Origin of the sequence: Leifsonia shinshuensis (assembly GCF_031456835.1) — a bacterium.
In the GTDB taxonomy this organism is placed as follows: Bacteria; Actinomycetota; Actinomycetes; order Actinomycetales; family Microbacteriaceae; genus Leifsonia; species Leifsonia shinshuensis_C.
On sequence record NZ_JAVDVK010000001.1, the window covers coordinates 2,121,734 to 2,143,655 of the forward strand.

General features: G+C 71.4%; 18 protein-coding genes. 9 read left to right on the plus strand and 9 right to left on the minus strand.

Annotated elements, in window-relative coordinates; genetic code table 11:
• The first annotated feature begins 42 nt into the window (after window positions 1-42).
• Complete coding sequence (locus J2W45_RS10400) at window positions 43-465, plus strand: FAD synthase family protein (RefSeq protein WP_310131515.1); 423 nt, start codon at window positions 43-45, stop codon at window positions 463-465.
• On the opposite strand, the gene pip is transcribed toward J2W45_RS10400, so the two are convergent.
• The 3 genes from pip to ypfJ all read right to left on the minus strand — a co-directional run bounded on the left by pip (window position 454) and on the right by ypfJ (window position 3,171).
• A complete protein-coding gene (gene pip, locus J2W45_RS10405) occupies window positions 454-1,503 on the minus strand; it encodes a prolyl aminopeptidase (protein ID WP_310131517.1) in 1,050 nt (349 codons plus the stop codon). The genes J2W45_RS10400 and pip overlap by 12 nt on opposite strands.
• Before the next feature lie 26 nt (window positions 1,504-1,529).
• On the minus strand, window positions 1,530-2,201 hold the full coding sequence (locus tag J2W45_RS10410; RefSeq protein WP_310131519.1) for a GOLPH3/VPS74 family protein: 672 nt from the start codon (window positions 2,199-2,201) through the stop codon (window positions 1,530-1,532).
• An 82-nt stretch (window positions 2,202-2,283) separates the two neighbouring features.
• Window positions 2,284-3,171, minus strand: coding sequence for a KPN_02809 family neutral zinc metallopeptidase (gene ypfJ, locus J2W45_RS10415; protein WP_310131523.1), 888 nt, complete (start codon window positions 3,169-3,171; stop codon window positions 2,284-2,286).
• Window positions 3,172-3,248: 77 nt separating this feature from the next.
• Here ypfJ and J2W45_RS10420 point away from each other — a divergent pair, with 77 nt between their 5' ends.
• Window positions 3,249-4,253, plus strand: a complete 1,005-nt coding sequence (locus J2W45_RS10420) for a malate dehydrogenase (protein ID WP_310131526.1) — start codon at window positions 3,249-3,251, stop codon at window positions 4,251-4,253.
• Between the two features lie 274 nt (window positions 4,254-4,527).
• On the opposite strand, the gene J2W45_RS10425 is transcribed toward J2W45_RS10420, so the two are convergent.
• Both J2W45_RS10425 and J2W45_RS10430 read right to left on the minus strand, forming a co-directional pair.
• Complete coding sequence (locus J2W45_RS10425) at window positions 4,528-6,621, minus strand: acyl-CoA dehydrogenase family protein (RefSeq protein ID WP_310131528.1); 2,094 nt, start codon at window positions 6,619-6,621, stop codon at window positions 4,528-4,530.
• A 266-nt stretch (window positions 6,622-6,887) separates the two neighbouring features.
• Window positions 6,888-7,373: a DapH/DapD/GlmU-related protein gene (locus J2W45_RS10430; RefSeq protein ID WP_310131531.1), complete on the minus strand. Its 486-nt coding sequence runs from the start codon at window positions 7,371-7,373 to the stop codon at window positions 6,888-6,890.
• A gap of 318 nt (window positions 7,374-7,691) precedes the next feature.
• On the opposite strand from J2W45_RS10430, the gene J2W45_RS10435 reads away from it, so the two are divergent.
• The gene (locus J2W45_RS10435; RefSeq protein WP_310131533.1) at window positions 7,692-10,025 is read left to right on the plus strand and encodes a lamin tail domain-containing protein; all 2,334 of its coding nucleotides are present in this window, start codon (window positions 7,692-7,694) and stop codon (window positions 10,023-10,025) included.
• 534 nt (window positions 10,026-10,559) lie between these two features.
• Here the strand turns inward: J2W45_RS10435 and recQ are convergent.
• Window positions 10,560-12,584, minus strand: coding sequence for a DNA helicase RecQ (gene recQ / locus J2W45_RS10440; RefSeq protein WP_310131535.1), 2,025 nt, complete (start codon window positions 12,582-12,584; stop codon window positions 10,560-10,562).
• A gap of 98 nt (window positions 12,585-12,682) precedes the next feature.
• On the opposite strand from recQ, the gene J2W45_RS10445 reads away from it, so the two are divergent.
• Window positions 12,683-13,246 carry a dihydrofolate reductase family protein gene (locus J2W45_RS10445; protein ID WP_310131539.1) on the plus strand — a complete coding sequence of 188 codons (564 nt, stop codon included), beginning with the start codon at window positions 12,683-12,685 and terminating at the stop codon, window positions 13,244-13,246.
• Window positions 13,246-14,106, plus strand: coding sequence for an EamA family transporter (locus J2W45_RS10450; protein ID WP_310131541.1), 861 nt, complete (start codon window positions 13,246-13,248; stop codon window positions 14,104-14,106). Before J2W45_RS10445 ends, J2W45_RS10450 begins: the two co-directional genes overlap by 1 nt.
• 128 nt (window positions 14,107-14,234) lie before the next feature.
• Here the strand turns inward: J2W45_RS10450 and J2W45_RS10455 are convergent, their stop codons facing one another.
• Together J2W45_RS10455 and J2W45_RS10460 are read right to left on the minus strand one after the other, a co-directional pair.
• The gene (locus tag J2W45_RS10455) at window positions 14,235-14,714 is read right to left on the minus strand and encodes a MarR family winged helix-turn-helix transcriptional regulator (RefSeq protein ID WP_310131543.1); all 480 of its coding nucleotides are present in this window, start codon (window positions 14,712-14,714) and stop codon (window positions 14,235-14,237) included.
• Entirely contained in the window at window positions 14,698-16,443 is a 1,746-nt protein-coding gene (locus J2W45_RS10460) for an MFS transporter (protein ID WP_310131546.1), read from the minus strand. Before J2W45_RS10460 ends, J2W45_RS10455 begins: the two co-directional genes overlap by 17 nt.
• A 339-nt stretch (window positions 16,444-16,782) precedes the next feature.
• On the opposite strand from J2W45_RS10460, the gene J2W45_RS10465 reads away from it, so the two are divergent.
• From J2W45_RS10465 to J2W45_RS10480, 4 genes are all read left to right on the plus strand, one after another.
• Window positions 16,783-17,904, plus strand: coding sequence for an endo-1,4-beta-xylanase (locus tag J2W45_RS10465; RefSeq protein ID WP_310131549.1), 1,122 nt, complete (start codon window positions 16,783-16,785; stop codon window positions 17,902-17,904).
• A 159-nt stretch (window positions 17,905-18,063) separates the two neighbouring features.
• Window positions 18,064-18,591, plus strand: coding sequence for a hypothetical protein (locus J2W45_RS10470; protein WP_310131551.1), 528 nt, complete (start codon window positions 18,064-18,066; stop codon window positions 18,589-18,591).
• Window positions 18,588-18,986, plus strand: coding sequence for a VOC family protein (locus J2W45_RS10475; RefSeq protein ID WP_310131553.1), 399 nt, complete (start codon window positions 18,588-18,590; stop codon window positions 18,984-18,986). The genes J2W45_RS10470 and J2W45_RS10475 overlap by 4 nt, the downstream gene beginning before the upstream one ends.
• 26 nt (window positions 18,987-19,012) lie before the next feature.
• Window positions 19,013-20,002 carry an NADP-dependent oxidoreductase gene (locus J2W45_RS10480; protein ID WP_310131556.1) on the plus strand — a complete coding sequence of 330 codons (990 nt, stop codon included), beginning with the start codon at window positions 19,013-19,015 and terminating at the stop codon, window positions 20,000-20,002.
• 64 nt (window positions 20,003-20,066) lie between these two features.
• Here J2W45_RS10480 and J2W45_RS10485 read toward each other — a convergent pair whose 3' ends face one another.
• Entirely contained in the window at window positions 20,067-21,902 is a 1,836-nt protein-coding gene (locus J2W45_RS10485) for an MFS transporter (protein ID WP_310131559.1), read from the minus strand.
• Between the last annotated feature and the right edge of the window lie 20 nt (window positions 21,903-21,922).

Genomic DNA, 21,922 nt, shown 5'->3' on the forward strand with positions numbered 1-21,922 from the left:
CGCCAGAATGGTGAGGATATCTCAACCAAAGGGGGGAAGCCCGTGACCCGACGCGTCGGCTACGCCGCAGGGGCGTTCGATCTGTTCCACATCGGACACCTGAACATCCTGAAGCACGCCAAGAGCCAGTGCGACTACCTGATCGCGGGCGTCGTCTCCGACGAGATGCTCGAGCTCACGAAGGGCATCAGCCCGGTGATCCCCCTGGCGGAGCGGCTCGAGATCGTGCGCAGCATCGAGTACGTCGACGAGGCGGTCGCCGAGACCGTCCCCGACAAGCTCGACACCTGGCGCGAGCTCCGGTTCGACGTGTTCTTCAAGGGCGACGACTGGCGCGGCACCGAGAAGGGCCTGCGGCTCGAGCGTGAGTTCGCCGCGGTCGGCGTCGAGGTCGTGTACTTCCCGTACACGATGACCACGTCGTCGACGCAGCTGCGGCAGGCGCTGGCGGTGCTAGCCGGCTGAGCCGTCCGGCTCCTCGGCGTCGGGCCCATCGGCGTCCGTCGCGTCGTCCTGCTCGGCCGCGTCGTCCTGCTCGGGCGCTTCCTTGCCGGCGAAACGGTCGGTCGCCTCGATCAGCGCATCCAGGATGCCCGGCTCGTCGAAGGCGTGCCCGGCGTCCGGGATCATGTGCAGGTCCGCCTCCGGCAGTGCACGGTGCAGGTCCCAGGCCGTCATCGGGGGCGTGCAGACGTCGTAGCGGCCCTGCACGATCACCGTCGGGATGCCCGCGAGCTTCGGCGCATCCCGGATCAGCTGGCCCTCCTCGAACCACCCGCCGTTCATGAAGAAGTGGTTCTCGATGCGCGCGAAGGCGACGGCGTAGGCCGGCTCGGTGAACGACTCGACGAGCTCCGGACGCGGCAGCAGGGTGATCGTGGACGACTCCCAGCGCGACCACGCCACCGCGGCGGGCTGGTGCACCGCCGGGTCCGGGTCGGAGAGCAGGCGCTGGTAGGCGCGCATCAGGTGCGACCGCTCCGCCGGGGGTACGGGCTCGACGAAGCCCTCCCACAGATCGGGGAACAGTGCCGCGGCGCCGCCCTCGTAGAACCAGTCCAGCTCCTGCGCGCGCAGGGTGAAGATCCCGCGCAGCACCAGCTCGGTCACACGGTCGGGATGCGTCTCCGCATACGCGAGGGCCAGCGTGCTCCCCCACGAACCGCCGAACACCTGCCAGCGGTCCACCCCCAGGTGCTCGCGCAGCCGCTCGATGTCCTCGACGAGGTGCCAGGTGGTGTTCACCGCGAGGTCGGCGTCCGGCGCGCTGGCGTGCGGGAGGCTGCGTCCGCACATCCGCTGGTCGAACAGCACGATGCGGTAGAGCTCCGGATCGAACAGGCGCCGGTGCGCCGGGGTCGTCGCGCCGCCGGGGCCGCCGTGGAGGAACACGACGGGCTTGCCGTCCGGGTTGCCGCTCACCTCCCAGTAGAGCTGCTGGTCGTCGCCGACCTCCAGCATCCCGCTGTCGTGCGGCTCGAGCTCCGGGTAGAGGGTGCGCATTCCGCCAGGCTAGTGCCCGGGGCCGCTCAGCCGGCGTCACCGCGCTCGATGGATGTTCGCAGCGCGCCACCGGCGACCGGGTCGCGGCCCAGCAGCCACGCCTGGAGGGCGGCAGCGGGCCATTGGCCGGAGCGCAGGTCGAGACCGCCGTCGGGGATGAAGCCGGCGACGTGGCGGAGGCGGCCGATCACGTCGAGGAGCGCGATGGTCGCGGCGACCCGCGGGGCCGGGTGGTGGTCCACCGCGAGCGAGAAGCGGAGGGCGTCGCGCAGTGCCTCCTCCTCGTCGGACCGGAGGGCCGGGTAGGCGGGCGCCACCGGGTGGCCGAGGAAGGTCCGCGGACGCTCGGCCAGGATGCCGCGGCCGACGAGGGCGTCGAGGATGCCGTCGGTCAGCGCCAGGCCCGCAAGCCGGGCCACCCACCACTCGTCCTTTTGAGGCGGGCATGCCGCCACCTCGTCGAGGATGCGGTGGAGCGTGAGATCGAGGCGTCGTGCTCGGGATGCACGGGCTCCGCCGGCCACGACCACCCGTTCGCCCGCGTCGAGGTCGATCGCGCCGTCCACCGCCAGCTCGGCGAGCGCACCCGCCGCGAGCAGGGCGTCGAACGTCCCCGCCTCGACCGCGCGTCGGCCGTCGGAGTCGCGCAGCAGGAGCAGAGCGATCCCCTCGGGGACCGTCAGAGTGGAAGGGGACATACCCCTTGAGACGCGGCCGGGCCCCGTTCGTGACGCCGTCGGGCTCCTTCTGGACGCCGTCGACACCGACGCCCGGTGACGCTCAGAGACGTGAGGCCGGAACCGAGAACGTGTCGCAGGCGGCGGCGCCCTGACGGAAGCCGGTGGTGAACCAGCGCTGACGCTGCTCCGCCGAGCCGTGCGTCCACCCCTCGGGGTTCACGCGTCCCGTGGCTGCCTTCTGGATGCGGTCGTCGCCGACCGCGGCAGCCGCACTGAGCGCGTCGGCGATCTGCGCATCCGTGATCGGCTCGAGGAAGGTGCGCCCGTTCTCGTCCTTCGTCGTCGACGCCGCGCCCGCCCAGCTCCCGGCGAAGCAGTCCGCCTGCAGCTCGGTGCGGACGCTGTCCGACGCCGGTCCGGTCTCGCGGCTGGTGTGCTGGTCCATGATCCCGGAGATGTTCTGGATGTGGTGGCCCCACTCGTGCGCGACGACGTACATCTCGGCCAGCGGGCCGCCGCTCGCGCCGAACCGCGACCGCAGCTCGTCGTAGAAGCCGGTGTCGACGTACAGGGTCCGGTCGGGCGGGCAGTAGAACGGCCCCACCGCGCTCGTGGCTCCGCCGCATCCGGTGCTGGTCTGGTCGGTGAACAGGATGAACTGCGGCGACTCGTAGCTGCCGCCGAGGCGCGGCAGCTCGTCCGCCCAGTACGTGTCGAGCGAGGCGGCCGCTCCCTTCATCCGGCAGTCGACGCTCGCGTTCGCCTCGGCGCCCGTCGTGCAGGCCACCTCCTGGTCGCCCGTCCCGATCTGCTGGGTGCTGCCGCCGGAGTCGCCGCCGACGAGCCCGGTCACGTCCACGCCGAGCAGCTGGGCGATTAGGAACACCGCGATCGCGCCGAGGCCGACGCCTCCGGCGGCGATCCCAGTGGTGCGGCCACGGCGGCGGACCTTGCCGCCGCTGATGTCGGCATTCGGATCGAACGTCATGGGCACACCGTACGCCGCGGCGCGCGGCCGGTCTCGGGGCTTGCGCGGTCGCCCGGGCTGCGGTTTAGGCTCGCGGCGTGAGCGCATCCACCCCGTCTCCGTCCCCTTCGCCCGTCACCGTGACCGTGACCGGGGCAGGCGGCCAGATCGGCTACGCGCTGCTGTTCCGGATCGCGTCGGGGCAGCTGCTCGGGCGTGAGACGCCGGTGCGTCTCCGACTGCTGGAGATCCCGGCCGGGGTCCGCTCGGCGGAGGGGACCGCCCTCGAACTGGAGGACGGCGCATACCCGCTGCTGCACTCCGTCGACGTGACGGACGACGCCCGGGCGGCGTTCGACGGCACCAGCATCGCGCTTCTGGTGGGCGCGCGCCCGCGCGGACCGGGGATGGAGCGGAGCGACCTGCTCGAGGCGAACGGCGCCATCTTCGGACCCCAGGGGGAGGCGATCAACGCGGGCGCCGCGGACGACGTCCGCGTGCTCGTCGTCGGCAACCCGGCCAACACGAACGCCCTCATCGCGAGCGCGCACGCGCCGGACGTCCCGCGCGAGCGGTTCTCCGCGATGACCCGGCTGGACCACAACCGCGCGGTCGCGCAGCTCGCCCGGCACCTGCACGTGCCCGTCCGGTCCGTCGACGGCGTCATCGTGTGGGGCAACCACTCGGCCAGCCAGTACCCGGACCTCAGCCACGCGACCGTGGACGGCCGCCCGGCCACCGAACTGGTGGACGAGCGCTGGCTCGTGGACGAGTACATCCCCCGGGTCGCGAAGCGCGGCGCCGAGATCATCGAGGTGCGCGGCTCGTCGTCCGCCGCGTCGGCGGCGAGCGCCGCGATCGACCACGTGCACGACTGGGTGCACGGCACGGGCGAGCGCTGGACCAGCGCCGGCGTGGTGTCCGACGGGTCGTACGGGGTGCCGGAGGGGCTGGTCTCGTCGTTCCCGGTGCGCTCGGTGGACGGCGCGTGGCGGATCGTCCCCGGCCTCGCGATCGACGCCTTCTCGCGCTCGCGCATCGACGCGTCGGTGGCGGAGCTCGTCGCGGAGCGCGACGCCGTGCGCGCACTCGGCCTGCTCTGACGCGCGCGTTCGCGAGCTCACGATTTGTGCCAAATCGCGGTATTCGCGTCGCCATAACCACGATTTGGCACAAATCGCACCCGGCGGCGCGCGACATTCGTCACGAATGAACGCACCGGCGCCGCGGTTGCTGCCATTCGGCACGAATCCTGCGCGGCGGGCGGGAACGCGAGAGATTTGCGCCAAATCGCGGTTATGGGAGCGCCATAACCACGATTTGGCACAAATCGCGCGACCGGGCCGGGGCGAGCGACGCGACGCCGCCCGCCAAGCCTCAGCGCTTCTTCTGCGACTTCTCGTGCGGCGGCAGGGTGCCGTCGGCACGGCGCTCGGCGTAGTACGCGCGGGCCTCGGCCTGGCGCTCCGCCTCGGCGCCGGACGCGATCTTCGCGCGCACCAGCTCGGGGCCGTAGCCGAACGCATCCACCAGGTCGACGGCGTGCGGGCGGATGCGCGTGAGCAGCCGGTCGATGTAGGCCGACACCGCCTGCGCCCGCTGCGGCGAGAGCCGGCCGTTGATCAGGTACCAGGCGAGGTGCTTCTCGATCAGCCCGAAGCCGAACAGATCCCGCAGCCAGGTCAGCACCTGCTTGGTGCCTTCGTCCGGCGCGTCCTCGAGGGCGTCCGTGAACGCCTCCCACTGCAGCAGCTCGCCGTGGGCGCGGGCGGCCTCGATCAGGTCGTTCTGCTGCGCGTTGAACAGGTCGGCGGCCGCCTTCTTGCCCAGCTTGGATGCGGGGCGCAGGCGTCCCGCGATCGTCGCGATCATCGTCTCGACGCGCGCCGTCAGCAGCTCGCGCTGGGTGGACGGCTCCTGCAGCCAGTTGACCGCGCGGGCCGTCGAGCCGAAGTCGCGGACCGTCTGGGCGACGCTCCGCAGCCCGCTGCCGTGGTACGCCTTGCCCGCCGCCTGGGTGACGACGTAGCGGGCGAGCGCGCCGGCGTCCGCCTTCGCGAACTTGCGGCTGTAGTCGGTGAGCAGGCGCTTCGCGACCAGCTGCAGCAGGACGTTGTTGTCGCCCTCGAAGGTGACCCAGATGTCCAGGTCCTGGCGGAGCGACGTGAGCCGGTTCTCGGTCAGGAAGCCGGACCCTCCGCACGCCTCGCGCGCCTCCTGCAGCGTGTCGAGCGCGTGCCACGTGCTGAGCGGCTTGAGTGCAGCCGCGATCGTCTCGAGGTCCTGCCGGTCGGTGTCCGTGTCCGCGACGCCGCTGAAGACGTCGTCGAACTTGTGCAGGAAGACCTCGTGGGCGAAGCTCGCCGCGTACGTCGTCGCGAGGCGCGGCAGCAGGCGGCGCTGGTGCCGCTGGTAGTCGAGCAGCACCTCCTCGTCGGTGTCACTGCCCGCGGTGAACTGGCGCCGCTGGTCCGCATAGGTGATCGCGATCTTCAGGGCGATCTTGGATGCGATGGTCGCCGACCCGTCGAGCGAGACGCGACCCTGCACCAGCGTGCCGAGCATGGTGAAGAACCGACGCCCCGGGCTGGAGATCGGCGAGGTGTAGGTGCCGTCCTCCGCCACGTCGCCGTAGCGGTTCAGGAGATCGGTGCGCGGGATGCGGACCCCGGTGAAGTGCAGCCGGCCGTTGTCGATGCCGTTCAGTCCGCCCTTCTGGCCGTCGTCCTCGCCGCCGACGCCGGGCAGGAAGTCGCCGTTGGCGTCGCGGATCGGCACGTAGAAGGCGTGCACGCCGTGGTTCACGTTCTGCGTGATGAGCTGCGCGAACACGACCGCAGCGGTCGCATCCACCGCGGCGTTTCCGAGGTAGTCCTTCCACGCCCCGCGGAACGGGGTGTCGATGACGAACTCCTGCGTCTCCGGGTCGTAGGTGGCGGTGGTCCCGATGCTCGCGACGTCGGAGCCGTGCCCGGTCTCGGTCATCGCGAACGCGCCCGGCACCTCCAGCGACATGATGGCGGGCAGGTAGGCGGTGTGGTGACGCTCGGTGCCGAGGTGCAGCACGGCGGCGCCGAACAGGCCCCACTGCACGCCCGACTTGATCTGGAGGGACGGGTCGGCCGCCACGAGCTCCTCGAACGCGGCGATGTTGCCGCCGTTGTCCTCCTCGCCGCCGACCGACTTCGGGAAGGCGCGGTGCACCTGGCCGTTCTCGACCAGCAGCCTCAGCTGCTCGAACACGCGCTTCCGGTGCTCGGCGACGGACAGGCCCTCCTGCTTCTGCATCTCGGGACGCCCCGCGAGCCGGCGCGACGCCAGCCGCGCCTCCGCCCAGTCTCCGAGGAGCTGGCGGCCCAGCGCCTCCACGTCGACGCGGGGCGATGCACCGACGGGTCCGGGTTCCGGGACGGCGGGCGCCGGGGTGGTGGTGGAGACAGCGTTCGGGACGCGTTCGGCAGTGTCGACCATGACCTCTCCTCAAGAAAATCGCGGGATGAGGACACGCTACGACGCCCGCCGGGACTGGCGAAAACGTCGGTGCGCCGCCTACAAACGGCCGGGTGGACGTGCGACCCCGGCGTTGTGGGAACCTCCAAATGCGGGTGTCCGGGCTGGTGGTGAAGGAACAAGCGCCCGCCCTGCTGCAGAGCGCGAAAAAGCGCCGCCCCCGAGTGGGAGCGGCGCTTCGATCCGCGGTCGCGGCGGCGCCGGGCCTGCCGGCGCCGCCGATCCGGCTAGGCCGCCCGGCGGGGCGCCCGCGGGGTCCGCAGGTCGCGCCCCTGCTGGGGACGCGGCGCCCGGAGCGGGGTCGCGAGGGCGGCGCGAGCCGCCGCCGAACCCTTCAGCTCCACGACGGACCCGGCGGCGAGCTGCGCGTCGCGCTCGATGCGCGCGCCGTTGCCGACCATCGCGTTCTCGCCGAGCTTCGCGCCGCTGCCGATCTTCACGCCGGAGCCGACGACGCATCCCGCGCCGATGTGGACGTTCGCGCCCACGAAGGTGCGGTCACCCACCGTGGCTCCCTTGTCGATCCAGCTGCCCGCGCCGACGTAGGCGTCGATCCCGACGCGTGCATCCGCCTCCACGTAGGCCGTGGGCTCGATGTAAGCCGACTCGGCCACCCGCGCCGTCGGGGACACGAGTCCCCGACCGTTCGCGTGACGCTTGTACTTGATGACGGCGCCGGTCTCGTCCTCGAGCTCCTCGATCATTCGTGCCATCTCCTGCTTCCTCCTTCGAGATCGCCGCAGTAATCGTTCAATGTCATAACGTCGGGCGGCCGGAAGGAATTCCCTGGTCGCCCGCATGAATCACGCACCGTACCCTGCACCGCGCGGTTCGCAAAGGGGTACGGCCCGAAGTGCGTGGGGTACAGCCCTCGCCGAGGTGGATGCGCGCTGCGCCACCGGATCGTCGGCTGCCGTTCACCGCGCGTTCGCCCGCATCCCGGAGGCTGCGTCTGAGCGTCCTCTCAGCGACGCTCCCGGCATCCGTGCCGCACCCGGAACCCGCACCACGTCATCCCGAGGAGAACATCCGTGCGCACTCACTGGAGAGGGCTGGCCGCACTGGCGGTCGCCGGGCTCTGCGCCACCGCGGCGCTCGCCGCAGCGGCCCCCGCGTCGGCGGCCACGCCGTCCGTCGTCATCAACGAGGTCGAGTCCAGCGCGCCCGGCGGCGGGCCCGACTGGGTGGAGCTGAAGAACACGGGCGCCCAGGATGTCGACCTCACCGGCTGGTCGGTGCTCGACAACGACGACACCCACACCGCTGTGCCGCTGCCGTCCGGCTCGGTCATCGCGGCCGGCGGTTACGTCGTCATCGACGACGCCACGCTGGGCTTCGGCCTGGGCAGCGGCGACTCCGCGCGGCTCTTCGACCCGCAGCACACGCTGGTCGACAGCTACACATGGACGGCGCACGCCGCCGTCACGTACGGTCGCTGCCCCGACGGCACGGGCGCGTTCCGCAACACCACGACCTCCACGCAGGGCGCGGCGAACGACTGCAGCACGCCGCCCGTCTCGGTGAAGATCAACGAGGTGGAGTCGGACGGCGACACGTCCGACTGGATCGAGCTGATCAACACCGGCGCCACCGCGGCCGACCTGGGCGGCTACATCCTGCGCGACGACAAGGACACGGACGCCTTCGTCATCCCGACCGGCACGACCCTGGCAGCCGGCGGGTACTACACCGCGGACGTCTCCTCGCTGTTCGGGCTGGGAAGCGCCGACCAGGCGCGGCTGTTCGCGCCCGACGGGTCCACGCTCATCGACTCGTACACGTGGACGGCACACGCCACGACGACCTACGGCCGCTGCCCGAACGGGACCGGCGCGTTCACGACGACCAGCGCATCAACCAAGAACGGTCCGAATGCGTGCCCCGGAGACGTCCAGCTGGCCGCGTGGCCCGGCGGGTCGGACATCCGCGAGGTGGATGCGGCGAACGTGCTCGGCGGGAACATGAGCGGCCTGTACTACCAGGCCTCCGGCACCGGTGCGCCGGGCGTGCTCTGGGCGGTCAAGAACGGCCCCGGAACGCTGTTCCGCCTGCTCTGGAACGGCACGGCCTGGACGCCGGACACCGCGAACGGCTGGAGCGCGGGCAAGGCGCTGCACTACACCGACGGCACTGGAGACCCCGACTCGGAGGGCGTGACCATCACGGGCGCCGGCCCCGACGGCGGCATCTACGTCTCGACCGAGCGCAACAACTCCGCCAACACGGTCAGCCGCCCGGCGATCCTGCGCTTCGACCCGTCGCAGCCCGGGACGTCGCTCACGGCCACGGCGGACTGGAACCTCACCGCGGACCTCCCCGCCGTGGGAGCGAACCTGGGCCTCGAGGCGGTGACCTGGGTTCCGGACGCGTACCTCACGGGCAACGGCTTCGTGGATGCGACGACCGGCCAGGCGTACGACCCCGCGCGGTACCCGGGCCACGGCAGCGGCCTGTTCTTCGCCGGGCTGGAGGCCAACGGCAACGTCTACGCCTACGCGCTGGCGGCATCCGGCACATTCACGCGCGTCGCGACCATCTCGACCGGGATGCCCGGCGTCATGGACCTCCAGTTCGACGCCGAGCGGCAGGCGATCTGGGCGGTCTGCGACGACACGTGCCACGGGCAGCACGAACTGCTTACCGTCGCATCCGGCGGGACGGGGGCCGGGACGTTCCAGGTGACGGCCGCGTTCGCGCGCCCCAGCGGGATGCCGGACTACAACAACGAAGGCTTCGCGGTCGCGCCGCAGGCGGAGTGCGTGAACGGGCTGAAGCCGGCGATCTGGGCGGACGACACGAACGACGGCGGCCACGCGCTGCGGCAGGGGACCGTGTCGTGCGCGGTGCTTCCGGGTGGGGGGAACGGTGGGTCGGGTGGCTCTGGTGGGTCGGGCGGCTCTGGAGGGACCGGTGGGTCGGGCGGGTCCGGCGGGTCCGGCGGGGGCGGGACTCCCGTTGCCCCGGTCGCGACCGTCTCCAGCGGGTCGGTCGCGGCCGGCGGGCAGGTCTCGGTGACGGCGAGCGGCTTCGCCGCCGGGGAGCAGGTGGAGGTGTGGCTGCACTCCGACCCCGTGCTTCTCGCGGTCGTCACGGCCGGGCCGACGGGATCGGTCACCGCGTCGGTCACTATTCCCGCGACGGTTCCGGCCGGGGCGCACACGCTCGTGCTGCTGGGCCGGACGTCGGGCGCGACGGCGAGCGTCGCCATCACGGTGGCGGCGGCCGCCGTCGCCGCGGACGGAACTGGAGCCGGTCTCGCCGCGACGGGCTCCGACGTGACGGTGCCGCTGGGCGCGGCGCTGCTCCTCGCGGGGGCCGGGGGCGCGCTCCTGCTCGCGCGCGGCGGGCGTCGCCGCGCCGCCTGACGCGTGCGCACCCGAGAGCCCGGTCGCATGGCGGCCGGGCTCTCTGCGCGTCTGCGCTGGTGGGCCCCCGCAGGTGCTTGCGTTCGTCGGGCTCCGCGGAGGTGCTTGCGTCGGAGAACAGTGCTCAAATCTCCGACGCAACGCTCTGGGGAAGGAGATCCGGGGCGTAACCGGCCGGATCTCCGACACACGGTCACAGATCTCCGACGTACGGTCTGCGTCCGGGACGGCGGGCCCCCGGCTATCGATGGACGGGCCTGGCTCCCGATCCAACGGGCCGGAAAAGCAGCACCGGGTTGTGCCCGGCCGGATCTCCGACACTTGCCCGACAGGTCTCAGGGGCCACCCCTTGCGTCGGAAAAAGGTGCTCAAATCTCCGACGCAACGCTCTGGAGAGGGAGAATCGGGGCGCTATCGGCCAGATCTCCGGCGAACGGCTGCAGATCTCCGACGGTAGCTTCCGTCAGCGGTGGCCGCGCAGGCGCCCCTGCCCCCGCCAACACCGCGACGAGAGCGCCCGAGCCCCCGGCGCCCCTACCCCGCGACCGGAGCCGCCGCGCCGGATGCCGCGACCACCGCCAGCAGCGCCTCTCCGTAGGCCTCGCGCTTCTTCGCCCCGATGCCGGGGATGCCGTCGAGATCGGAGGGCGTCGCGGGGCGGGCCGCGGCCACCGCTCGGAGGGTCGCGTCGGAGAAGACGATGTAGGCGGGGACCGACTGCTCGCGGGCCTGGGCGGCGCGCCAGCCGCGCAGGGCCTCGAAGAGGTCCGCGTCGGCGGGCGACAGCGTTGCGTCGGCCGAGGACGCACTGCTGCGGGAGGAGCGGGCCGCGCGTTCCGGGCGATCGGGCTCCGTGCGCAGGATGACCGGGCGGGCGCCGGAGAGCACTTCGGCGCTCGCCGGGGTGATCGTGAGCACGCCGTACTCGCCCTCGGGCTTGAGAAGCTCCTGAGCGATCAGCTGCCGGGCCACCCCGCGCCACTGGCTCTCGGACAGGTCGTCGCCGATCGACCAGGTGGCGAGGGCGTCGTGGCCGTACTGCTCGACGCGTGCCGTGCGTTTTCCGCGCAGGATGTCGATCAGGTGGCTGGCCCCGAACCGCTGGTTGCGCTCGCGCTTCAGGCGGACCACCGTCGACAGCAGCTTCTGGGCGGGGATGGTGCCGTCCCAGCTCTCCGGCGGGGTCAGGCAGGTGTCGCAGTTGCCGCACGGCGAGGAGTTCTGGCCGAAGTAGGCGAGCAGATTGACGCGGCGGCACTGGACCGTCTCGCACAGGGCGAGCATCGCATCCAGGTGCTGCGTCATCCGGCGGCGGTGCGCGAGGTCGCCCGGCGAGTCGTCGATCATGCGGCGCTGCTGCACCACGTCTTGCAGGCCGTACGCCAGCCACGCCGTCGACGGCAGGCCGTCGCGCCCGGCACGGCCCGTCTCCTGGTAGTAGCCCTCGACCGACTTGGGCAGGTCGATGTGGGCGACGAAGCGCACGTCGGGCTTGTCGATCCCCATGCCGAAGGCGATGGTCGCCACGACGATCACGCCCTCCTCGCGCAGGAAGCGGGACTGGGTCGCTGCGCGCACCGACGCGTCGAGACCGGCGTGATACGGCAGCGCGGTCAGGCCGCGCGACGAGAGGAACTCGGCCGTCTTCTCCACCGAGTTGCGCGACAGCGCATAGACGATCCCGGCGTCGCCCGGGTGCTCGCGCGTGATGAAGTCGAGCAGCTGCTTGCGCGGCTCGGCCTTGGGCACGATCCGGTACTGGATGTTCGGCCGGTCGAAGTCGGAGACGTAGTGCTCCGCGCCCTCGAGCCGCAGCCGCGACGTCAGCTCACGGTGGGTGGCCTCCGTCGCGGTGGCCGTCAGGGCGATGCGGGGGACGTCCGGCCAACGGTCGGCGAGTTCGGAGAGCGCCAGGTAGTCCGGACGGAAGTCGTGTCCCCACTGCGAGACGCAGTGCGCCTCGTCGATGGCGAACAGCGCGATGCGGCCGCGCTCGAGGAAGCGCTTGGTGGACTCCGACGACAGGCGCTCCGGGGCGACGTAGAGGATGTCGAGCTCGCCGCCGAGGTACGCCCGCTCGACCGCGGCACGGGCCGCGCCGTCTTGCGTGGAGTTCAGGAAGGCGGCGCGCACGCCGACCGCGATGAGCGCATCCACCTGGTCTTGCATGAGGGCGATGAGCGGGGAGACGACCACGCCCGTACCCTCGCGCAGCAGCGACGGGATCTGGTAGCAGAGGCTCTTGCCGCCGCCGGTCGGCATGAGCACGACCGCGTCGCCGCCACCGGCCACGCGCTCGATGATCTCCTGCTGCTGACCGCGGAACGTGTCGTAGCCGAACACCGTGCGCAACGCCTCATGCGCCGTGCCGAAGCGCGGCGGAGTGGCACGCACGACCGGCAGCACCGGAGCCGCCGCCCGAGCGAGCGCCGGCGCCGGCCCAGCACCCTCCCACTCCGGAGCGCCCGCATACGGGTCGTCGTACTCGAGGAAGGGCGGCTCCTCATCGAGAGGAGGCGCATCCCTGTCGTCGGGGACCCAGCCGGAGGTGTCGCTCATGCATCGATCGTAACGGCGGCCCCTGACGGCTTCCCCGGCTGCGACGGATCTGTGGAGAACCCGCCCGTCCACACCCCTGCTCCGGTACCATCGCCCACATGCGGCGGCTCATCGTGACCGAGTTCATGACCCTCGACGGCGTCGTCGAGGCTCCCGGCGGCGAGCCCACGCATCCGCACTCCGGCTGGACCATCCCGTTCAGCACCGAGGACCTCCGCGCCTTCAAGCTGCGGGAGGTGCTCGAGGCCGAGTCCCTACTGCTGGGACGCCGCACCTACGAGCAGTTCGCGGACGCCTGGCCGCCGCGCGACGGCGAGTTCGCCGACAAGATGAACGCCATGCCGAAGTCCGTCGCCACCTCCCGCCCGGGCGAGCTGACCTGGAACGCGACCGCCCTCGAGCCGCCCGTCCGCTCCGCCGTCGCGACCCTGAAGGAGGGCGACGGCGGCCCGATCCTCGTGGCGGGGAGCGCATCCCTCGTCCGGTCGCTGCTGGTGTGGGGGCTCGTCGACGAGCTGCGCCTGCTCACCTACCCGGTGATGGTCGGAGGCGGCCTGCGCATCTTCCCGGACGACCACGAGAAGTGGACGTTCGAGCTCGCCGCCCTGGACCGGTTCGTCGGCGGGGCCGTGCTGCACACGTACCGTCTGGCCGGGAGCTGATGCCGGCGGCAGTCCTCGGGCTGCTGAGCGCCATCGTCTACGGTTCCGCCGACTTCTTCGGCGGCGTGGCCGCCCGGCGCATCGGCCCGGTGCGCACCACCGCTGTCGGCGCGATCAGCGGGCTCCTCCTGCTGCTCCTCGCGCTACCGCTGGCGGGCGGTGTCTGGTCCGCGGCCGCGCTGGGCTGGGGCGTGCTGTCGGGGCTGGTCGGTTCCATCGCGGTCGGTCTGCTCTACGCCTGCCTCGCGCTCGGGCCGATGAGCATCCTGTCGCCGCTGACGGCCCTGGTGTCGGCTCTCGTGCCGATGGCGTGGGGTCTGCTGGGAGGCGACCGCTTCGGGGTGCTCGGCTATATCGCACTCGGGATGGCGCTGGTCGCCGTGGTCCTCGTCGGTTTCGTCCCCGAGAAGGGCGCCGTGCGGCCGAGCCTCCGCGCGCTGCTCATGGCGGTGGGGGCCGGCGCGATGATCGGCGTGTTCCTCATCCTGCTCGACCAGACGCCGTCGGACTCCGGCGTCGTGCCGCTGATCGCGAACCGTGCGGTGAACGGGGCGGTGATGTGGTCGGTCGTCGCCCTGCTCGTGCTGCGGAGCCGCCGCCGGGCGGCAACCGGCCCGCGGCTCGACGCTCGCCGCTCGGGGATCGCCGTCGCCGCCGGAGCGCTCGACGCGTCGGCGAACCTGCTCATCCTGCTCGGGCTGCGGCTGGGCGACCTGACCACGATGTCCGTCCTCGTCGCGTTGTATCCGGCGGGCACCATCCTGCTCGCCGCCGTCGTGCTGCGGGAGCGTGTCGCGCCGGTGCAGTGGGCGGGGCTCGTGCTGGCCGTCGTCGCGGCCGCGCTGCTGTCCGTCGCCTGACCCGCCGCCGACGCGCGCCGGCGCGCCTACCGTCGCCGTCCATCCAACCGTGAGTGGATGCGCGAATCCGGGTCGAGTGGCGACCAGATGTCACGACTCGACGCCGAGTGGAGCGCGCGACTCGGGGGTCAGAGGGTGGATGCGGTGGGCGGCGGCGCGACCTGCGCGGCCTGCTCCAGTGCGGGGAGGGCGGCGCGGATCGCGTCGATCTGCTCCGGGGCGAGCTCCGCGAGCACGTCCGCGACCGCGCGGGCGCGGTCCGAGCGCGCTTCCAGGAGCAGGGCGCTGCCCGACTCGGTTCCCGAGACGAACAGGGAGCGGCGGTCCTCCGGGTCGGGGGTCCGCTCGACGAGGCCGCGCGCCTCCAGCTCCGCGACGATCCGCGTGATCGTCGGGGCCGCCGCAACCTCGATCGCGGCGAGCTCGCTGGGCCGGAGAGGACCGCTGCGCACGATCGTGGACAGGGCGGAGAGCTGCCCGTGGCTGAGCCCTCCCGTGGACGACCGGATGCGGCGGTTCAGCCGCCCCACGGCCAGGGCCAGGCGGCCGGGGACATCGTCGTCGCGTCCGGCCGCCGGCCGCTCGTCAGCTTCATGCGCGCTGGGCACCGACTTCCTCGCCTTCCTCGGTGGCCTGCCGCGTCGGAATCGCGGCGGCCTCCTCATGAACATACTTGCCCCCGCCCAGGAAGGAGGCGACGGCGCCGATGACGCTCATGACGGCGGCGGCGATGAAGACGACCACGAGCCCGTCGTGGAACGGCCCCGAGATCAGCTGCGGGAAGAACTCCTTGCCGGTCAGCGTGGCGCCGTCGACGTGCGGAGCGGTGAGGATGCCGGTCGGGCCGAGCAGGCTCTGGATGGGGTTGTAGCCGAGGAACGCGGCGAACAGCGAACCTACGGGCGGGGTGTTGCCGACCTGCGCGGCGATGTTCGACGGGACGCCGTGCGAGGTCAGGCCGTTCGTCAGCGCGGACGGGAGCGCCACCGACAGCCCGGCGATCATGAGCGAGAAGAAGATGCCGATCGAGAGGGAGCTTCCGGCGTTCAGGGCGACACCGGCCATCCCGGACGCGGCCCCGCGTTCGTTCGCGGGCACGCTGTTCATGATCGCCGTGCGGTTGGGCGAGGAGAACAGGCCGGACCCGATGCCGTTGAGGCCGGTCAGCACGGCGAACTGCCAGTACTCGAAGTTCACGGGGATGAGCAGCAGCCCCACGAAGGTCGCGGCCACGAGCAGCAGGCCGACCGTCGCGAAGGCGCGCGAGCCGAACCGGTCGGACAGCGCACCGGAGATCGGTCCGGCGATGAGGAAGCCGATCGTGATCGGGAGCATGTAGATGCCGGCCCACAGCGGCGTCGATTCGTAGCTGTAACCGTGCAGCGGCAGCCAGATCCCCTGCAGCCAGATGATCAGCATGAACTGCAGACCGCCGCGGCCGATCGCGGCGAGGAAGCCGGCGAAGATGCCGGAGGAGAACGCCCGGATGCGGAACAGGCGCATGTCGAACATCGGCGCGGGCACCTTCAGCTCGACGACGACGAAGAGGGCCAGCAGCACGAGTCCGCCGATGATCGCGCCGAGCACCCACGGGTTGCCCCAGCCCTGGCTGGAGCCGCCGTAGGGCTGGATGCCGTAGGTGATCCCGGTGAGCAGGGCGATGAGCCCGATGCCGAAGGTCGCGTTGCCGAGCCAGTCGATGCGGCCCGGGTTCTTCTGCCCGACCTCGTGCAGCGACTTGATGGACCAGATGGTGCCGATGACACCGAACGGCACCGACACGAAGAAGACGGCACGCCAGTCGATCTCGGCGAGCACGCCGCCGAGGATCAGGCCGATGAAACTTCCCGCGATCGCGGCGACCTGGTTGAGGCCGAGCGCGAAGCCGCGCTTGTTCGCCGGGAAGGCGTCGGTGAGGATCGCGGTCGAGTTGGCGAACAGCATGGCACCGCCGATGCCCTGCACGAACCGCCAGGCGATCAGCCAGAGCGCCCCGGGCCCGGCGGTGAACGGGTCGAGGCACAGCGCAATCGCGGCGAGCGTGAAGATGACGAACCCGAGGTTGTAGATGCGCACGCGGCCGAACTGGTCGCCCATCCGGCCGAACATGACGACGAGGACGGCGGTGACGAGCATGTAGCCCATCAGCATCCAGAGCAGGTAGGACACGTTGCCCGGCTCGAGCGGGTTCAGCTTGACGCCGGTGAAGATGGCGGGCAGCGAGATGATGACGATCGACGAGTTGATCGTCGCCATGAGCATGCCGAGGGTGGTGTTCGAGAGCGCCACCCAGCGGTAGTGCGGGTGGTCCTTGGTGAAGATGCCGGTGCGAGCCACGGGAGTCCTTGTCGGTGTGCGTGCCAGTACGTGGAGTCGATTGTTTATATGCGCTAACTATATAACCGTCGGTCCGCGAAGGCATTCCCGCCCGGGCCCCTCACCGCTCGCGCGATTTGTGCCAAATCTTGGTTTTGGGCCTCGCATAACCGCGATTTGGCACAAATCGCAGCGCCGCGACGCGTCTCGGCGCTCGCGCGGCGCGAGCTTCCCACAGCGCACACGGCTTTTCCAAAACTTTTGACACCCGTTCGGGGGCGGCATTGGGTGGATGACGCAACAAATTCGGGACGGGCACCGACGCTCGCCGGAGCCCGACGCATACAAAGGAGTATCAGCGTGACATCACGTTTTCGAGCCGGTCTTGTCGCCACCGCGGTGATCGGGGCCGGAGCCGTCATCCTCACCCAGAGCGCCGCCTTCGCAGGCACCCCATCCACGCCGGCCGGCCACCACAATCCCGGGCAGGACACCTCGCTGCGGGCACTCGCCGCGCAGTCCGGTCTTCGCATCGGGACGGCCGTCAACACCGACGCCCTCGCATCCGACGACGCCTACCGGTCGATCACCGCGACGCAGTTCTCGTCGGTGACGCCGGAGAACGTCATGAAGTGGGAGGTGGTCGAGCCCACGCAGGGAACCTACGACTGGTCCGCCGCCGACCGGCTGGTCGCCTTCGCCGAGCAGAACGACCAGCTCGTGCGCGGACACACCCTGGTCTGGCACAGCCAGCTGCCCGCGTGGCTGACCGCCGCCGCGCCGTCCATGAGCGCCGACCAGCTGCGCGCCATCCTGAAGAAGCACGTCATCGACGAGGTCACGCATTTCCGGGGGAAGATCTGGCAGTGGGATGTCGTCAACGAGGCGTTCAACGACGACGGCACGCTGCGCGACAGCATCTGGCTGCAGAAGCTGGGGCCGAGCTACATCGAGGACGCGTTCCGCTGGGCGCACCAGGCCGATCCGAAGGCGCTCCTCTTCTACAACGACTACAACATCGAGTTCACCGGCCCGAAGAGCAATGCGGTCTACGCACTCGTCCGCGACCTGAAGGCGAAGGGCGTCCCGATCGACGGCGTCGGCTTCCAGACGCACCTCGACACGCAGTACCCGCTGCCGGACCTGCAGAGCAACCTGCAGCGGTTTTCGGACCTGGGGCTCAAGGTCGCAGAGACCGAGGTGGATGTGCGGACCACTCTGCCGGTGACGCCGGTGGAGCAGAACGCGCAGGTCGGCGGGTACACGTCGACGCTGCAGGCCTGCCTTGCGGTGCGCTCGTGCCTGTCGTACACGGTGTGGGGATTCGGCGACGCGTACTCGTGGGTGCCGGGCGTGTTCGCGGGCGAAGGCGCCGCCACGATCTACGACGAGAACCTGCAGCCGAAGCCGGAGTACACCGCCCTTCAGCAGACCCTCGCGCTCGGGGCGGGGACGCCGGGACGGAACGACCCGCGGCGCTGACGCATCGCATCCCGCGCTGAAGGGGAGGGGCCGGACAGCCCCTCCCCTTCTCGTGTTCTCAGCATCCGGAACACGAGAAGATCGCTTTTCTAGCCTGGCTAGCGATACGCTGGGAGCGGGGCGTCGAACACGCGCCACGGCTCACGAGGAGGGCACCCGATGACGGACACCGCGACGATCCAGGAGCAGCTCCGAGCACTGCTTCACGCGGAGCGGGGCCTGGTGGAACTGCTGGGCACGAACCCCGACTGGTACCCGGTGCTTCTGCGCCAGCTGGAGCTCGCCGTCGGCGACGAGCGCATCATCTACCTGGGGGCCGCGGCAGCGTCCGGGCTCTCCACGGTCACGCTGCGCGTCGGCGTCTTCACCGACACCATCGTCGTGGCCAGCGAGGTCATCGACGACGGCACGCCCGGCGCACAGGTCGTCACGCGCGTCGAGAGCCGCACCGGTCTGCTGCGCTTCGAGCTGTCGGGCGGATCCGAGACGGACAACGAGTCCGACAGCTCCTGGGCCGGCGGGTTCCGCATCCGTGCCTTCTACCAGTCCGGGCTGATCGTCACCGTGCCCGCGAACATCGTCGACACGGAGACGAAGCGGGTCTCCGTCCACGCGGTGCTCGACGGCATCCGCTCCGACCTGCGGGCGCGGCCGCCCCAGGCGCAGGGGTCAGAGCTGGACCGATGATCTCGTCGGCCGTCTACCTGAGCTACCGGAACGCCGCTGCGGCGATCGAGTGGCTGGAGGCGGTCGGGTTCGACGTTCTGCAGCGCCAGCAGGCACCGGACGGGACGGTCGCCCACTGCGAACTGCGGTGGCAGGACACCGTCGTGATGCTCGGCACCGACACGACGCAGCCTCCTCCCCCGCTGGTCGGCGTCTCGACCGGCGCGGGCGTCTACCTCGTCACGCCCGACGTGGATGCCGCGTACGCCCGTGCGATCGCGGCGGGCGCGACCGAGGTCTTCCCTCCGGGAGACACCGAATGGGGCGGCCGCCGCGCTCGCGTGCTCGACCCGGGCGGTCGCGAGTGGAGCTTCGGATCGTACCGGCCGGGCGAACTGTGGTTGCCGGACGACTAGAGCAGCGCGAGAAGGAGTGACCGACGATGGCCAAGACCTACAGCGACACGATGGTGGTCGAGTACGACCGCAACGGCGACGTGGATGTGCTCGAGAAGCGCACCCGCCCGCTGCGGACACCGGAACGCGACGAGGTGATCGTCGAGGTCGTCGCCACGGGGATCAGCCACATCGACGGCTTCATCCGCAGCGGCCGTGAGGAGGCGTGGGCCGACGAGCCCTTCCCGCGGGCCTCGGGGAGCGACTTCGCCGGCATCGTCGTGGTGCCGGATGCCGCAGGCCGCTTCCGGCGGGGCGCGGAGGTGATCGGTCACGTGCGGACCGGCGCGCATGCGGAGTACCTCGTGGTGCCGACGGCGGCCGTCGTGCCGAAGCCGCCGCACGTCGCCTGGGAGGTCGCGGGCGGGCTCTACCTCGCGGGTGTCACCGCACTCGACACGCTCGACGACCTGCGCGTCGGCGACACGGACACCGTCGTCGTCTCGGCCGCCGCCGGCGCGGTCGGCAGCATCGAGGCCCAGCTCGCCAAGCACCGCGGCGCGCGGGTGATCGGCACCTGCGGCGACCGCAACTTCGACTACCTGCGCCAGCTCGGGATCAAGCCGGTGCGCTACGGCGACGGCATCGAGGACCGCATCCGCGAGCACGCCCCCAACGGCGTCACCTGCCTGATCGACAACTTCGGCCAGGACGGACGTGCGCTCGCCGAGTCGCTCGGCGTGCCGCCGTCGCGCTACCGGTCCAGCGCGGACCGCCGCGACACCGAGCTGCGGCTGCTCCAGGACGACCCGGAGACGGTCGCCCACGGCAGCGCCCAGCTCGCGCGGCTGGCCCAGCTGGCGGACGAGCGCGCGTTCACGCTCCTCATCTCCGGCTTCTACCCGCTGGACGAGATCGCGTACGCCTACGACGACCTGCAGAACCTGCACTCGCGCGGCAAGATCGTGCTGGGGACGCATCCCGTCACCACCTACCGCACGCTCAAGGCGCGCGACGTGCAGGAGGCGCGGGACTGAGCGACCGCCGAGGCGGCGGCGTCCAGCGCGGCTGCGCGATGCGGCGGCGCGCGCCCCTGAGCGGTCAGTCGCGGGCGAGGTCGCTGAAGAAGCGGGTCAGCAGCGCGCGCGATCGGCGGTCGAGCCGCTTCGCGGCGGCGGTCGCCCGCTCGAGCTGCGGGTCGGCCTCGAGGGCGTCCGCGAGACGCTGGACCATCGACGCGACGTCGTCGGCCGTCAGTTCCGAGCGAGGAGTCGCGTCGCCGGGTGCTCCGGCAGCCGCGGGGGCGGCCGGCGCGGCTTCCGCCACGGGCGCATCGGACGGTGACTCGCCGCCCCGCGCATCCTCGTCCTCCCGCCGCCGCCCGCTGCCCAGCGACAGCGTCGCGACCAGGCCGATCACCAGGAACCCCGCCGCCGAGAACGCAGCCCAGCGGGTCCCGTCGCTGAACGCGGTCTTGGCGTCCGCGGCGATCGGCGCCGTGCGCGGATCCTTCTCGAGGGCGGCGATCGCGGCGCCCGAGCTGTCGACGACCGCGGAGACGAGCTGGTCGCGCTGCGCCGCCGGCACCCCGCGGTCCTGCAGGCTGTCGTCCAGCACGACCGTGGTGGATGCGAACAGCACCGTCCCGAGCACGGCGATGCCGAGCGCCGAACCGATCTGGCGGGCCGTGCTGGTGGTCCCGGAGCCCTGCCCGCTCTGGTCGACCGGCACATCCCGGAGCACGACGCCGGTCAGCTGCGCGGTCGCGAGACCGACGCCGAAGCCGTAGACGAAGAGGAAGGGCAGCAGCGCGCCCCACGGGGTGGTCGCCGTGATCACCAGACCGAGCCCGGCGACGCCGACGATCTCCGCGACCAGGCCGACGCGCACGACGGTCACGGCGGGGATGCGGTTGCCGAACGCTCCGGCGAAGCCGCTGGCGACGAACGAGCCGATCGCGAGCGCGAGAAGGATCAGGCCGGTGTCGAGCGCGCTGTAGCCGAGCACGTTCTGCAGCCAGATCGGCAGCGCCAGCACGATGCCGAACTCACCGAGCGCGACGATCGTCGCCGCGATGTTGCCGTTGCGGAACGAGGGGATGCGGAAAAGGTCGAGCGCGAGCATGGTGCTGCGGCCGGCCTTCAACCGGGCGCGGCCGCGCAGCACGAAGAGCACGCCGCCGACGATCGCGACGGCGAAGGCGATCGGCACCGGCGACAGGGCGAACGGCCAGGTCCAGTCGCCGATCGACGGACGCGTGTCCACCAGCCACCAACCGTAGGTGCGCCCCTCGATGAGGCCGAAGACGAGGGACGCGCTGGTGATCACGGACAGCAGCGCGCCGACCCAGTCCACGCTCTCCGCATTGCGGGTGTCGCGCGACTCGGGCACGGTCGCCAGCACGCCGATCACGATGATGATGCCGAGCGGGATGTTGATGCCGAACGCCCAGCGCCAGGAGAAGGCGGTGGTCAGCCAGCCGCCGAGCAGCGGTCCGAGGGCGGTCATGCCGCCGATCGTGGAGCCCCAGACGGCGAAGGCGAGGGCGCGCTCCTTGCCGCGGAAGCCCGCGTTGATGAGCGACAGCGTGGTGGGCAGGATCATCGCGCCGCCGACACCCTGCACCAGCCGCGCGCCGATCAGGAACGCGCCGGTCGGCGCGAGCGCGGCCGCGACCGACGCCAGGGTGAAGATGACGACGCCGGTCAGCATCATGCGGCGACGGCCGAACCGGTCGGCGAGCGTGCCGAAGACCAGCAGCAGGGCGGCGAAGACGAGGGTGTACGACTCCTGCACCCACTGGACGCCGGTGGAGCCGATGTGCAGTTCGTCCACGATGGAGGGGATGGCGACGTTGACGATCGTCGAGTCGACGATGATCAGAGCCACGGCGACGCTGATGAAGACCAGCCCGGCCCAGCGTGTCCGAGACGACATGCGAACTCCCTTGCCAAGTG

Excerpts from the sequence above, each read along its gene's own strand:
- recQ (WP_310131535.1), bottom strand. The coding sequence starts at position 12,584 with ATGAGCGACACCTCCGGCTGGGTCCCCGACGACAGGGATGCGCCTCCT.
- J2W45_RS10430 (WP_310131531.1), bottom strand. The coding sequence starts at position 7,373 with ATGGCACGAATGATCGAGGAGCTCGAGGACGAGACCGGCGCCGTCATC.
- J2W45_RS10445 (WP_310131539.1), top strand. The coding sequence starts at position 12,683 with ATGCGGCGGCTCATCGTGACCGAGTTCATGACCCTCGACGGCGTCGTC.
- J2W45_RS10425 (WP_310131528.1), bottom strand. The coding sequence starts at position 6,621 with ATGGTCGACACTGCCGAACGCGTCCCGAACGCTGTCTCCACCACCACC.
- J2W45_RS10485 (WP_310131559.1), bottom strand. The coding sequence starts at position 21,902 with ATGTCGTCTCGGACACGCTGGGCCGGGCTGGTCTTCATCAGCGTCGCC.
- pip (WP_310131517.1), bottom strand. The coding sequence starts at position 1,503 with ATGCGCACCCTCTACCCGGAGCTCGAGCCGCACGACAGCGGGATGCTG.
- J2W45_RS10450 (WP_310131541.1), top strand. The coding sequence starts at position 13,246 with ATGCCGGCGGCAGTCCTCGGGCTGCTGAGCGCCATCGTCTACGGTTCC.
- J2W45_RS10410 (WP_310131519.1), bottom strand. The coding sequence starts at position 2,201 with ATGTCCCCTTCCACTCTGACGGTCCCCGAGGGGATCGCTCTGCTCCTG.
- ypfJ (WP_310131523.1), bottom strand. The coding sequence starts at position 3,171 with ATGACGTTCGATCCGAATGCCGACATCAGCGGCGGCAAGGTCCGCCGC.
- J2W45_RS10480 (WP_310131556.1), top strand. The coding sequence starts at position 19,013 with ATGGCCAAGACCTACAGCGACACGATGGTGGTCGAGTACGACCGCAAC.
- J2W45_RS10475 (WP_310131553.1), top strand. The coding sequence starts at position 18,588 with ATGATCTCGTCGGCCGTCTACCTGAGCTACCGGAACGCCGCTGCGGCG.
- J2W45_RS10470 (WP_310131551.1), top strand. The coding sequence starts at position 18,064 with ATGACGGACACCGCGACGATCCAGGAGCAGCTCCGAGCACTGCTTCAC.